This is a genomic window from Alkanindiges hydrocarboniclasticus, from assembly GCF_001982605.1.
In the GTDB taxonomy this organism is placed as follows: domain Bacteria; phylum Pseudomonadota; class Gammaproteobacteria; order Pseudomonadales; family Moraxellaceae; genus Alkanindiges; species Alkanindiges hydrocarboniclasticus.
Window position 1 is genome coordinate 1 of record NZ_MLCN01000004.1, and the last position, 13,457, is coordinate 13,457.

14 protein-coding genes are annotated in these 13,457 nt (G+C 47.1%); 9 read left to right on the plus strand and 5 right to left on the minus strand.

Annotated features, from left to right (window positions below; all coding sequences use genetic code 11):
* The first annotated feature begins 333 nt into the window (after positions 1-333).
* Complete coding sequence (locus BKE30_RS01520; protein WP_076876915.1) at positions 334-1,251, plus strand: metal-dependent hydrolase; 918 nt, start codon at positions 334-336, stop codon at positions 1,249-1,251.
* 390 nt (positions 1,252-1,641) lie between these two features.
* A complete protein-coding gene (gene rimI / locus BKE30_RS01525) occupies positions 1,642-2,124 on the plus strand; it encodes a ribosomal protein S18-alanine N-acetyltransferase (protein WP_076876916.1) in 483 nt (160 codons plus the stop codon).
* Positions 2,125-2,181: 57 nt separating this feature from the next.
* Here rimI and BKE30_RS01530 read toward each other — a convergent pair whose 3' ends face one another.
* The 3 genes from BKE30_RS01530 to trxB form a co-directional block, all read right to left on the minus strand.
* On the minus strand, positions 2,182-2,958 hold the full coding sequence (locus BKE30_RS01530) for an arginyltransferase (protein WP_076876917.1): 777 nt from the start codon (positions 2,956-2,958) through the stop codon (positions 2,182-2,184).
* Positions 2,959-3,009: 51 nt separating this feature from the next.
* Positions 3,010-3,747, minus strand: coding sequence for a leucyl/phenylalanyl-tRNA--protein transferase (gene aat, locus BKE30_RS01535; protein WP_076876918.1), 738 nt, complete (start codon positions 3,745-3,747; stop codon positions 3,010-3,012).
* Between the two features lie 147 nt (positions 3,748-3,894).
* Positions 3,895-4,881 carry a thioredoxin-disulfide reductase gene (gene trxB, locus BKE30_RS01540; RefSeq protein WP_076876919.1) on the minus strand — a complete coding sequence of 329 codons (987 nt, stop codon included), beginning with the start codon at positions 4,879-4,881 and terminating at the stop codon, positions 3,895-3,897.
* A gap of 354 nt (positions 4,882-5,235) precedes the next feature.
* Here trxB and BKE30_RS01545 point away from each other — a divergent pair, with 354 nt between their 5' ends.
* Together BKE30_RS01545 and BKE30_RS01550 are read left to right on the plus strand one after the other, a co-directional pair.
* Positions 5,236-8,310, plus strand: a complete 3,075-nt coding sequence (locus BKE30_RS01545) for a DNA translocase FtsK (RefSeq protein ID WP_076876920.1) — start codon at positions 5,236-5,238, stop codon at positions 8,308-8,310.
* Positions 8,311-8,391: 81 nt separating this feature from the next.
* Positions 8,392-8,898 (plus strand): nucleotidyltransferase family protein, encoded by a 507-nt coding sequence (locus BKE30_RS01550; RefSeq protein ID WP_198938031.1) that lies wholly within the window; start codon positions 8,392-8,394, stop codon positions 8,896-8,898.
* A 5-nt stretch (positions 8,899-8,903) separates the two neighbouring features.
* Here BKE30_RS01550 and BKE30_RS01555 read toward each other — a convergent pair whose 3' ends face one another.
* Positions 8,904-10,178: an MFS transporter gene (locus BKE30_RS01555; protein WP_076876921.1), complete on the minus strand. Its 1,275-nt coding sequence runs from the start codon at positions 10,176-10,178 to the stop codon at positions 8,904-8,906.
* A 231-nt stretch (positions 10,179-10,409) separates the two neighbouring features.
* Between BKE30_RS01555 and rpmI the strand changes: the two genes are divergently transcribed.
* A complete protein-coding gene (gene rpmI, locus BKE30_RS01560) occupies positions 10,410-10,610 on the plus strand; it encodes a 50S ribosomal protein L35 (protein ID WP_034280298.1) in 201 nt (66 codons plus the stop codon).
* A gap of 11 nt (positions 10,611-10,621) precedes the next feature.
* Positions 10,622-10,981, plus strand: a complete 360-nt coding sequence (gene rplT / locus BKE30_RS01565) for a 50S ribosomal protein L20 (RefSeq protein WP_076876922.1) — start codon at positions 10,622-10,624, stop codon at positions 10,979-10,981.
* A 26-nt stretch (positions 10,982-11,007) separates the two neighbouring features.
* Here the strand turns inward: rplT and BKE30_RS01570 are convergent, their stop codons facing one another.
* Complete coding sequence (locus BKE30_RS01570) at positions 11,008-11,211, minus strand: hypothetical protein (protein ID WP_076876923.1); 204 nt, start codon at positions 11,209-11,211, stop codon at positions 11,008-11,010.
* 395 nt (positions 11,212-11,606) lie between these two features.
* Between BKE30_RS01570 and BKE30_RS01575 the strand changes: the two genes are divergently transcribed.
* The 3 genes from BKE30_RS01575 to pheS all read left to right on the plus strand — a co-directional run bounded on the left by BKE30_RS01575 (position 11,607) and on the right by pheS (position 13,377).
* A complete protein-coding gene (locus BKE30_RS01575) occupies positions 11,607-11,951 on the plus strand; it encodes a hypothetical protein (protein WP_076876924.1) in 345 nt (114 codons plus the stop codon).
* Positions 11,952-12,010: 59 nt separating this feature from the next.
* Positions 12,011-12,259, plus strand: a complete 249-nt coding sequence (locus tag BKE30_RS01580; RefSeq protein ID WP_076876925.1) for a hypothetical protein — start codon at positions 12,011-12,013, stop codon at positions 12,257-12,259.
* A gap of 137 nt (positions 12,260-12,396) precedes the next feature.
* Positions 12,397-13,377 (plus strand): phenylalanine--tRNA ligase subunit alpha, encoded by a 981-nt coding sequence (gene pheS, locus BKE30_RS01585; protein WP_076876926.1) that lies wholly within the window; start codon positions 12,397-12,399, stop codon positions 13,375-13,377.
* Positions 13,378-13,457: the final 80 nt, after the last annotated feature.

A 13,457-nucleotide genomic window follows, 5' to 3' on the forward strand; every position in this document is an offset into this window, starting at 1 on the left:
CCGTACTGTTGGCGCCGGTGTGGTGGCTAAAGTAACTAACTAAGCCTAATCAGCTTAAGGTGACTAACTAATTATTGGTTTACTGATTGTTAGTTTTCACGATAAAAAAAGACGTCCATGGTGACGTCTTTTTTTATGGCCGCTAAAATTACAAGATAAAGGGTTCAATTAGCATAAAAAATAGCCATTCGTGATAGTTTTTGCATTTTCAGTGAACACTTGTCCCTAATTGATAAAAGGCTGGCCTATTTTGCACTACAGTAACGACGCGGGGTTTTTTATGATCAGGTTATAGGCAGTGTCGTCCTTCGACATCAGCAAGAGGAAAATAACATGAACGCCACAGTTGCTACGCAAGTTGCTTCAAATAGCTCAATTAAAGCCAATGCCATTAAGGCCAGCTTTCCAGTACGTCGTATGGACTTTGAGTTTAATCAGGTACCTGAATACTGGATGAATGGCTCTGCGGGTCTAACCCATTTTATGACCGCATTATCTGCCCTGTTTCCAGATGGCGAAAAGTTCTTTGTGGATAGTGTGCGTGCTGTGCGTTATCACCCTCTGCTCAAAGACAATCCGGCTATGCAAAAGGAAATTTCTGCCTTTATCGGGCAGGAAGCCATGCATTCCAAGGAACACGTAGGGTTTAACCAGTCTGCCAATGCATATGGGCATGATGTGGCCAGCCTTGAGCGCAAGACCAATACGGTCATTCAAACCTTCCGTAAAGGGTTTGTCAAACTGCTTAAACCTGTTGGTATTACCCAGGAAATGATTGACCTGACCGCGACCACAGCGCTGGAACATTTCACGGCTACCATTGCTTCCCAGTTACTGCGCAATGAAGAAATTCAGGCTAAAATGACTGATGAAACCATGTATCGCCTGTGGATGTGGCATGCGGTTGAAGAAAACGAGCATAAAGCCGTTGTCTATGATGTGTTTGAAGCCATTCATGGCCGTGGTATCAAGGCATATGGCTTGCGTACATCTACCATGGCAATAGCGATGGTGGTGTTGTTAATTACCCAGAGCTATTTTGCTTACCGTTTGCTGAAGCAGGATGGCCAGTTTAATGCCAAATCGCTGGGTGTGATTTATAAATACGCCTATAGCTTTAAACACGGCATTATTACCGGCATGCTTCCAGAATTGGTTGATTATTTCCGTCCGGGCTTCCACCCCAATGATCATGACACCAATGCGTTGCTGGCGCGCTGGAAAGAAAAGCTGGGCTTTAATACCCACTAAGCGGTTTGTTGTGCTCCATAGCGGCTGATTACAGCCGCTTTTTTTATTCTGAAATTGATTAAAATATTACAAAATAGACTTAATGAATTAAGTTAATTCTAAATATAAAACTTGAGATTTTGTCTCTGCCAGTTGTCCTTAAGTGATCAAGCACTGGCCGTTGTTGTCAACATTCTTATAAATTTTTTTATGCCCCGAAATGCCAGCATTAAAGCCACTTATTCTGGTTCTGGGTTCTGCATACGTGGCACGCCATTAAGGCATAGAGGTATAAAACCGTATCATACTATTTTTTTATATGTTCTGACTGGCTAATCCATCACACTGAAAACTGCTGGGTTTCCGCTAGGCGCTTACTTATAATAATGCTTTAAATTCTGGTATATACCAATGGCCGTTTTACTTCGTAGCATGACACTGGCTGATGTACCGGCAGTTTATGCCATTGAACAGCAGGTACAAACCCATCCATGGAGCCAGCAGTTGTTTGTGGATAGTATTGCTGCCGGGCATCATTGTACAGTACTGGAGCAGGGCAGGGCAGGGGATAGTCAAATCGTCGGGTTTTGTATTTTGCAGCCAGTGCTGGACGAAGCCAATTTGTTACTTATGGCGATTGCCCCAGCTTGTCAAAAACGGGGACTGGGCTATCAGCTACTTGAGCAATCCATTGATGGGCTGGTCAATGCACGTAGTACGCAAGGCTGCAATATGATTTTTCTGGAAGTCCGTCAAAGCAACCACGCCGCTATTGCATTGTATGAAAAACTGGGTTTTGCCCAGATTGACCTGCGCAAAAATTATTATCCTACCAGTACAGGCAAGGAGCATGCAGTCATTATGGCGCTAACCCTGCACATGAGTTTTGCCTAAGTAATAGTCCATGAAAAATATAAAAGCTGAGGTATCTGGCAGGCCAACTAAGGAGAGTTAGTAAATCTGGATAATTTTATCTACAGGGCCTAACGATTTGCTAAGTTCGGCAATTTCCTGGTCAGTTAAATGATCCGGCAGGCAAGTCCATTGACCATTCATGAGTACTTCCAGGGCAGCAAACTGTGCCTTGTATTTCATCTTGGCGGCGCTGGGAACCCAGTAACCCAGATAGACATACGGTAACTGGTTGCGTTTGGCCCATTCAATTTGCTGCAAAATGGCAAAAGTACCCAGACTGCGTTGCGGCAAACTGGGGTCAAAAAAGGTGTACACTGCAGAAATCCCATCATCCAGATGGTCACAGGTGGCTACAGCCATCAACTGGTTGCCCAGCCACATTTCCAGAAAAAAACTGTTGGTGCAGCTATCGACCAGAAATTTTTCAAACTGCTCACGGCTTGGGGGATACATGTCGCCGTCAGCATGGCGCAGCCGGATATAACGCTCATAGAGCTGATAATGCACATCCGTGGCATGATAGGTTGCACGGGTTTCCAGCCGTAAATCCTTGTTGCGTTTTAAGGCTTTTTGCTGGCTGCTGTTTATTTTAAATGAGTCAACCCGAATGCGCGCAGACAGGCACTGGCGGCAATGATTGCATTCAGGGCGATAGACAAAATCGCCACTACGCCGAAATCCCTGGCGCGATAATTCAGATAGCGTGACAGTATCAATCCGTTTGACCGGATCCAGAAATACCATGCGCGCGGCCCGCCCTTCAATGTAACTACACTGATGCGGCGGTGTAATGTAGTACTGAATGTCCTTCATGGTGGACTAATATAAACGGCCCTTTATCCGGTTAACATAATCCGATATGGCTTAGTGAATCAAGTCTAAAAACGCATCAGTTGTTAATATATATTGAGTGGGAAAAGCCCGGGCAGTAAATGCATGCCAATTGGGTGGCACCTGTGTGATCACTGATTTAAGCTGCTGCAAAAATTCATGGCGCGGCAGGGTGGTGGCACCAAGGCTGATCAGGTGGTCATTGGGTAACTGGCAATCTACCCATGTAAAGTTTGAGGCTGCACACAGTTTCATTAAAAAGCAAAACGCCATTTTGGACACATCGGTCTGGCGGCTAAACATGGATTCACCAAAAAATGCCCGGCCAATCTGTACCCCATACAACCCACCGACCAGTTGTGTGCCTTCCCAGACTTCGACGCTGTGAGCCAGCCCGGCCTGATACAAGCCAGTGTAGCCCGCAATAATACCTTCGGTAATCCAGGTTTCCTCTGCATAGGCACGCGGTTGTGCACAGGCGCGTACCACCTGCTCAAACGCATGGCTGAGGGTAATAGTATAGCGGTTTTTTTTGAGCTGGCGGATCAGTGATTTGCTGGGCTGAAATTCACTGGGATAAATGATGCAGCGCGGATCAGGACTCCACCAGCAAATGGGATCATCCTTGGAAAACCATGGAAAAATGCCATGGCAATAGGCTTCCAGTAACGTGGACGGCGACAGGTCTGCACCAATGCCAATGATGCCTTCGCCTTGGGGATCAACCTGTTCGGGATCGGGAAACTGAAACTGGCTGGCAGACAATCTCATGTGTTTAACTGTATTGTGGTAAAAATGAATAGTAAGGGATTTTAACCAATAATCACTGCCCAGAATAACAATTTGCCTATAAAAAAACCGCGCTATCCGAAGATAAGCACGGCTTTGTTTCTGTAGCCAGACTCAACCAATAACAGGTTAAACCTTGGGAGCTTCCAGCTCATCTTCGGTATGAGTTTCCAGCGCATCCAGATACTTTTCAGCATCCAGTGCGGCCATACAGCCTGAACCTGCTGAAGTAATGGCCTGGCGGTAGATATGGTCGGCCACATCACCGGCAGCAAATACGCCCGGAATATTAGTTGCGGTGGCATTACCCTGAGTGCCGCTTTGTACCTTAATATAGCCATTTTCCAGATGCAGCTGGCCTTCAAACAAACCCGTGTTGGGCTTGTGTCCAATCGCAATAAATACGCCTTGTACATCAACAGTTTGCTGTGCATCGTCAGCAGTAGATTGCAGGCGAACGGCATTAACACCACTGTCATTACCCAGAATTTCATCAATCTGGTTGTTCCACAGGATGCTGATTTTGCCTTCTTTTTGCTTAATAAACAGTTGGTCCTGCAAAATCTTCTCGGAACGAACCTTGTCACGGCGATGTACCAGCGTGACATGGCTGGCAATGTTAGCCAGATACAGTGCTTCTTCCACGGCTGTGTTACCGCCACCGACCACCATTACGGGCTGGTTTTTGTAGAAGAAACCATCACAGGTTGCACAGGCACTTACTCCACGGCCCATGTATTCTTCTTCCGAGGGCAGGCCAAGGTACTGGGCAGTAGCACCCGTGGCAATAATCAGCGCATCACAGGTGTATTCGCCTTCATCACCCACCAGACGGAAAGGGCGCTGCTGCAAGTCCACTTCATTGATGTGGTCGTACACCAGTTCAGTCCCAAAACGTTCGGCATGGGCCTGCATGCGTTCCATCAGCGCCGGGCCGGTTAAACCATGTGGGTCGCCGGGCCAGTTATCTACTTCAGTCGTAGTGGTCAGCTGGCCGCCCTGTTGCATGCCGGTAATGATCACTGGCTTTAAGTTGGCACGCGCCGCATAAACAGCAGCACTGTAGCCTGCGGGGCCGGAACCTAAGATCAGTAGACGGATGTGCCGGGAATTCATGGTTATTCCTTTTTTCAGATGTTTTTACGATTGTTCGGAATTATACGGCAGATCATTGTAAATGCCAGAAAGGAATGACAAGAAAATACATATCATGATAATCGGTTTTCTCGTTTTAGCAGGCTGGCATGCCGCATTAATCAGGCCGGAATAAAGCGGCTATTTACATCCAGCCGCTAGACGGAACAGCCAGAACAGGTCAAACTTGGGAGTTATACTGGCTTTTCGGTATGATGCCTTTTGGCACAGTGTTTTGATAACATGCCTTGATAAAAAGTAGTGCGCAGGGGCGCATGATGAGTGCATGGTACTTATCATTGATAATTGTAGCTGATACTTGGTGGTAGGACATTAATGAACCCAGCAGCGGGCGCATATGCGCAGCGAATTTTACTGACAGTATTTCTGGCATCGTTTGGTATCTATTTGCTGATAGCAACCATCACCTATACGCCGTTTGATCCGGGCTGGACGCATGTATCCAGCGATACCCAGCAGGTGAGCAATGCCAGTGGGGTTGCCGGTGCCTGGATTGCCGACTTGCTGTACGGCTTTTTAGGCCGTGCTGCCTTTTTATTGCCGGTTTTTATTCTGGTCGAAGCCATTCAGTTGTGGTGGCCGCACAGCTTTTTAAGCCGTCCGTTTCGTGTGGCTGCCGAAGTGTTTTTGCTCATGATCATGGCAGCCCTGTTTAGCCTGCATTGGCTGGAACCGGCGGATACCTTAAGCAATGCCTCTGGCGGGATTATTGGCTATGAAATTGGCCGTAACCTGCTATCGCTGATGGGCATGATGCTGGCTACCGTGTTTTTGGTGGGGTTGCTGCTGGTCATGGTGACGCTGGCTTTTGGCATTCGCTGGGATAAAACCATGGATGGACTGGGTAAAATTCCTGGTCTATTGCAGGAACTGTTTTATCGCAATGTCCCGGAACGTGAAGCTGCCCCTGATTTAACCATTGCTGATTTTCCCGGCAAGAACTTTACCGCTAATAATTTGCCAGACACTACAGGGCAAGTGGCCAACGCAACAGGCTCTGCTTCACTGGATCAGCTGGAACTGGCAGACACTGCTACAGCGGCTGAGGTAGCCTTAACTCAGGCTGCTGTACCTCAGGTGATCCATAGCGGGGAGCGCTGGGCAGCACATACAGCCCCAACTGCCAAGGCCAGTGAGGCAATGCCAGCGGCAATAACTACCACGCCTGTAACAGCCAAAGCAGCCACCAGCACGCTGGATCATCTGGCCGAGCTGGTGCAGAGGGCCGATCATGTGCTGGCTGAAACCAACACCCCCATTAGCCTGTCCACCAATGAGGCCACGGCACAGGTGCTTAATACCCAGATTGAACCCAGCTTTGCCTGGCAGGACAATGACCTGCTGGATGAATTACTGGGCACCAGCCCTGAAAATCCGTTTAAACCGGCAACGGTGACCAGTGCATCAAATGTAGCTGTGCCTTCTGATGCGCTGGAACGTACCCTAAATATTTTTGAGCAATCACTGGTTGTGGTACCTGAACCTGCTCTAACAACTGATGAAACCCGGGCTGATATTGATGGCAAAGACACCGCGCAGCCTGATTTAGTAGAACTCCAGCCTACTGAATCCCAATATGTTGAACAGGTCGGGCAGTCATTAAATTCGACTCGTGATACTCATGTACAGCTAACAGATGGTGTAACTACTGCAAGCCCGCAAGCTGTAATTCAACCGGCAATGATTCAGCCTGTAACTCCAGCACAGCCTGCAACACGCCTATCTACCGAAGAAGATATTGAAGCCCTGATTAAGGAGTTTGGGCAAAATGAAATCGATCAGCAGGATGCCTTGGCTGCTTATGCCGATCCTGTTAGTCAAATAGATGATTTTGATGCACCGCTCACTGACGCAACAGGCCGACCCATGTCGCGTGCCATGCAGGTCATCCAGCATCGTGCCACCCTGCCACCCTTGCCGGGCCTTGACCTGCTGGACTTACCAGACCCCAGCCGTAAGGTGAGCTATACCGCCGAACAACTGGAGCGCCTGTCCAAGCTGCTGGAAATCAAGCTACAGGAATTTAATGTCAAGTCCAAAGTGGTTGAAGCACAGCCCGGCCCGGTGGTTACCCGCTTTGAGCTGGAACTGGCACCGGGGGTTAAAGCCTCCAAGGTCACCAATATTTCCCGAGATCTGGCGCGCTCTATGTCCATGGCTTCAGTGCGCGTGGTCGAGGTGATTCCCGGCAAGCCTTACATTGGCATTGAAGTGCCCAATACCTCGCGCGAAATGGTGCGCCTGATTGAACTGCTGGAAACCCCAACTTACCGTGATCCGGCTGGCCTGATTACCATGGCGATGGGCAAGGATATTGCGGGTAAACCAGTCTTAACTGATTTATCCAAAGCGCCGCACATGCTGGTCGCAGGTACTACAGGTTCAGGGAAATCAGTGGCGGTGAATGCCATGCTGCTGTCCATTTTGCTTAAATACACGCCGCAGCAAATCCGCCTGATTTTGATTGATCCCAAGCAGCTCGAGCTGGCCAGTTATAGTGATATTCCGCATTTGCTCACCCCTGTGGTTACCGACATGAAAGATGCGGTAAGCGCGCTGAACTGGTCAGTGAATGAAATGGAACGGCGCTATAAGCTGATGACCTTTTTAAAGGTGCGCAAGATTGATGAGTTCAACCGCAAGGTGAATGAAGCGATTGAACGTGGTGAAGACCTGCTTGATCCCACATGGAAGCCCAATGACAGTGCGGTGCAGGATCGTGCGCCTCGTTTGCAGGCGCTGCCTTCCATTGTGATTGTGGCCGATGAATTTGCCGACATGATCATGCAGGTGGGCAAAAAAGCCGAAGAACTGATTACCCGTCTTGCACAAAAATCGCGTGCTGCCGGTATTCACCTCATGCTGGCCACCCAGCGCCCGTCAGTGGATGTAATTACCGGTTTGATTAAAGCCAATATTCCAACCCGTGTGGCCCTGCGCGTGAATAGCAAGATTGACTCGCGCACCATTCTGGATGGCGGCGGGGCAGAGGACTTGCTGGGTCATGGCGATATGCTGTTTTTGGCACCGGGTAAAATTGAGCCGGAGCGTGTGCATGGTGCATTTATCAGTGATGATGAAGTCAACCGCATTACTGATGCTTGGCGTGAGCGCGGCAGCCCGGATTATGTAGATGACATCTTGACACCTTACGATGAAGACGGTGGCTCCAGCCGTGGCTTTGAGTCTGATGAAGGCAGTTCTGACCGTGATGCAATGTATGATCAGGCGGTGCAGTTTGTACTGGAAACCCGTAAGTGTTCAGCTTCTGCCTTGCAGCGCAAGTTTAGCCTTGGCTATAACCGTGCTGCGCGTTTGATTGATAACATGGAAGAAGCGGGCATCATTAGTCCCATGGGCCCCAGTGGCAAGCGGGACATTCTGGTTTAATCGTTCAGAATGAATAAACACATGGATGAGTTGAGGTATCAAGCACAGCTTATCCAATGGCTTTTACAGGATCAGCAGCGTATGCAAATTTTGCAGATTGCTGCTAATTTTTGCCAAAAAAACCATTTAAATGACTGGTGTCTGGGTGCAGGTTTTGTCAGGAATCTGGTGTGGGATCACCTTCATCACTATATTGATGCAGTACCACTGAATGATATTGACCTGATTTATTTTAATCCTGCCAATCTTTTGGAAAGTACAGACTTACAGTTTGAACAAGAATTAAGGAAACAATTCAATATTAACTGGTCGGTAAAAAATCAGGCCCGCATGCATCGCCGTAATAATGACTTGCCTTATAAAAATACCGCTAATGCGATGAGCTACTGGCCAGAAATGGAAACTGCTGTGGGAGTTTTAATTAGGCAAAACCGGCTTGAAATCATAGCCCCTTTTGGGTTGGCGTCACTGTTTGCCGGTCATATTACCTTAAATCCAAAACGACCCAAGCTAGAAATTTTTCAGCAAAGAATTCAGCATAAAAGATGGCTGGAAAAATGGCCGAAACTGCAAATCAAGCTACATTAAAAACCTTATTCCTTTACCTCAACCGGCTTACTGTGCTCCACATCAACATTTAACAAGTCACGGGTTTTAAAGTAGGTCAATGCGGCCACCAGCAAGGTAATGCTGCCACCCAGAATCGTGGCTGGAATCACTGTTAAATAACGTGCGGCCACGCCGGACTCAAATGCACCCAGTTCATTGCTGGATGACACAAACATGCCATTTACCGCGGCTACACGACCACGCAGGTTTTCAGGTGGAAAGATTTGCAAAATGGTTTGGCGGATGACCACGCTAATGCTGTCAAATGCACCGGTCAGCGCCAACGCCAATAGCGATAGCCACAGGGTGGTGGAAAAGGCAAATACCAAGGTAAAAACCCCAAAACCGGCCACCGCCAGCAACATATTGCGCCAAGCATGATGGGTAGGCGGATACTTGGCCAGAACCACCATCATCAATAGCGCGCCAACCGAGGGCGCAGCACGCAACAGGCCAAGTCCTTCAGCACCGACCTTTAAAATATCATCGGCATAAATGGGCAATAGGGCAATCACACCGCCAAACAATACCGACACCAGATCCAGCGAAATCGACCAGAAAATAATCTTGGTTTTAAAAATAAAGCGAAAACCTTCGCTTAAACTCAGCAACACACTGTCATGTTCAATGGGTGGAAAGCGACGACGTTTGAGCAAGGTTAGCAGCACACTACAGACCAGCAGCAACCCTGTTACCAGATACAGGGTTTGATGCAGACCCAAATAGCCCAGCAGCAAACCACCAGTGACCGGCCCTAGCACCACGGCACTCTGCCAGCCAATGGTGGTCCATGTGGCGGCATTGGGATACAGGTTTCGGGGCACTAAAAATGGCTTAAGTGAGCTCACAGAAGGGTTATAAAAACCACGAATTGTCCCCAGCAAAAAAATAATGCCATACACGCCCATCGAAAGCTGCTGCGCGGTTAAATCCCCGTTTTCATGGCTACTAAATAACGCTGATAAAATAAGCGGCAATGGTAGCGACAGCACCATACAGATTTGCATAATAATCTGGCGGTTGTAGCGGTCAGCAAAATACCCACCCCATAAGGATAGCGCAATAAACGGTATAGCCTCTGCCAGCCCAATAAAGCCCAATACCAGCGGATCACGCGTGAGGTGATACAGCGCATAGGCCACAATGACTTCCTGCATCAGGATAGCCAGCGTCAGACAAAACTGGTTAATGGTGACAATGGAAAAATCACGGTAACGCAGGGCAGCAAAGGTATCGTGCGGAACAGGCGGGGTAGGCATTGGCTGGGCTTGGGTACAAAAACCATTCTGGCTGTTATGATAAAAATTAAGCCTGATTTAAGATAGAATTTTTTAAACTAATTTCTGTAATAGTGTTGCCTTGAAAAATAATAATTTATAGCGAGGTCTAATGCTTTTTTTTTAGACAGAAATCAATTAAACTACGCGCCCCCTACCTGCAAGCCGTCTGTAATGGTGCAACGTGCTGAACAGGTGCTCAAAGAGGTTGTTATGGCTAAAGTTAAGATGAAAACTCGCCGTGGTGCAGCAAAACGCTTTAAAGCGACTGCAAATGGCTTTAAGCGCAAGCAAGCATTCAAGCGTCACATTTTGACCAAGAAATCTCCTAAGCGTATTCGTCAATTGCGCGGCTGTGTAATGGTTCACGTGAGTGACGTTGCATCAGTTCGTCGTATGTGCCCATACATCTAAGGAGAAATTAAATGGCTCGTGTAAAACGTGGTGTAGTGGCTCATCGTCGTCACAAAAAAATTCTTGCCCGCGCTAAAGGCTACTACGGTGCGCGTTCGCGTGTTTACCGCGTAGCGTTCCAGGCGGTAATCAAAGCCGGTCAATATGCATACCGTGACCGTCGCCAGAAAAAACGCCAATTCCGCGCACTGTGGATTGCCCGTATTAACGCTGGTGCCCGTCAGAACGGTCTGTCATACAGCCGTATGATTGCTGGCCTGAAAAAAGCGCAAGTAACTATCGACCGTCGTGTACTGGCTGACATTGCCATGCATGATAGCGTTGCATTTGCTGCGATTGCATCTTTGGCCAAACAGAATTTGGCGGCTTAATTCGTCATTTCTGTAGTGCTTTAATGCTAAAAACCGCCTTCAGTAATGACAGGCGGTTTTTTATAGTCCTTATTGATATAGTTTTTTATAGCGATTAATCGTTTTTCCATATCTTTAGAAAATAGATAGCTAATGAGTGGCAGCAATAATTGTCCTAATAATCCGCCTTTAAGTTCAAAATTATAAGTAAATATGAGGAGTGAATTCTGGTCATCAATTTTTTTTGACATTCCACGCACCACTAAAGCGTTTCAAAATATAGTTACCTTTAACCATAGTGACTGCTGCAACATAAGGTCGATGAAATGATATATATCTTGAAATCATGATTGACCCTGACGTATTTCGGCAGAATACTTCTACCCCAACAGCTGGCTGTTGCGCATTATTCATTAACTAAGCTTTTGCTAGATAATTATCCCATTCGAGACGTTTTTTATAATTCTGGGTTAAAACAAATAGTGCTGTCTGGTTAATTGGCAGTTCAATAGAATGTCTTATAGTTTTCATATTGTTGCCGCTTAAATATTGATGTGAGACATAGTGCTATCTTATGTAGCATTTAAAATTCCAAAATGTCAAAATTCCTATAAGATAATAATGATTAGACCAGTATAAAGAAAACATGAGTTCTTCAAACCTGGAACTTCTCGATTATATTATTTTTTTCGAAAGTGAGCCGGAATGGATTCACTCGGATGGCTGGTATTATGGCGTACGCTTTTTAGTGAAACGCGATAAAGAGTGCCTTTTGGTAACTCTGGCTCCTGATGAAGCAGAGCTTGCGGTAGAGTGGTGGCAGGATGGAATTCTTCGAATCAAATTCAAAACGGTTATGGCAATAAGCTGGCAAATACATAGCCGTGATTCACAAGAATGGTTATGGATTCAGTGTAATACTGAGCGTAGCATTTTTTGTAGAATTCAGCTAAAACCCTATATTCAAGTTGAATGGGAAATGACTTGGTAAGACTACGATGCAATAAAATATATTCCTGCTGAATAATACAAGTAAGATTGAGTAGAGCTATGAAACTGATCAAGCGCGGCGGCTTTCGCGAACAAGCCGCCCGGCAATTAAAATATAAAAATTCAGTCAATCAACGTGCCGATATTACCGCCCAAAAAGCCTACCAGCCTTCGCATCACACTGATGAAGCAGCGCAGGACAGTACCACGCCACCTGATCCAGTTCTGGTAGATAATATGGATGACGTATCCAGTCATTCTTCCACTGAACACGATGCAACCCATAAAAGCATCCATAAAAATACCTAAGCTGTCGAAAAATCTTACCAATTGCCAAGCCCTTCATTTCAAAGCCATACCTTTCTGCTGTAAAAAACTGTTAAAATACGCGGCTAACTTAAGTCATCACAGACTTATTTTTTAACTCAATTGATCAGAGAGAAATCATGTCACTGGACAACCTGAAAGACGATGCATTGGCAGCCATTCGCGGCGCCCAAGACTTAAGCAGCCTTGACCAAGCACGCGTTCAATTTACAGGCAAAAAGAGCCAGCTGGCAGAGTTTTCCAAGGGGTTAGGCGCGCTTGACCCCGAGCAAAAAAAGGTGCAGGGTGCGGCAATTCATGCAGTGCGTGAAGCCATCAATGCGGCATTAAACAGCAAGCAGGCCGAGCTACAGCAAGCAGCACTTAATGCCAAACTGGCTAGCGAAACCATTGATGTGAGCTTGCCGGGTCGCGGTCAGGCCATTGGTAGCATTCATCCAGTCACGCAGGTACAGGAACGCATCAGCAACTTTTTTACCCGTGCCGGTTTTGTGGTAGAGCGCGGGCCAGAAGTCGAAGATGACTACCATAACTTTGAAGCACTCAATATTCCGGGCCATCATCCGGCGCGTGCCATGCATGACACCTTTTATTTTGATGCACACCACCTGCTGCGTACCCATACCAGTTCGGTACAGATTCGCACCATGGAAACGCAAGGCTTGCCCATCCGCATTATTTGCCCGGGGCGTGTTTACCGCTGCGATTCCGACCAGACCCATTCACCGATGTTTCACCAGATTGAAGGCTTGGTCATTACCAAAAACACCAGTTTTGCCGAGTTGAAAGGCCTGATTATCAATTTACTGAATGAGTTTTTTGAAAAAGAATTACAGGTGCGTTTCCGTCCGTCTTACTTTCCATTCACTGAACCCAGTGCTGAGGTGGACATTATGGATGAGCGCGGACGCTGGCTAGAAGTGATGGGCTGCGGCATGGTGCATCCGAATGTACTCAAAAGCTGTGGCATTGACCCGGAAGAATACAAAGGCTTTGCCTTTGGGCTTGGGGTTGAGCGTTTTGCCATGCTGCGCTATGACGTGAAAGACTTGCGCCTGTTTTTCCAGAATGATGTGCGCTTTTTAAGCCAGTTTGCTTAAAACCTTTAAAACCCTCTCTAACTCTCCCTTAACAATGGGAAGAACTCCTTTACGGATAAGGGATGAGAACAAAATGTGCT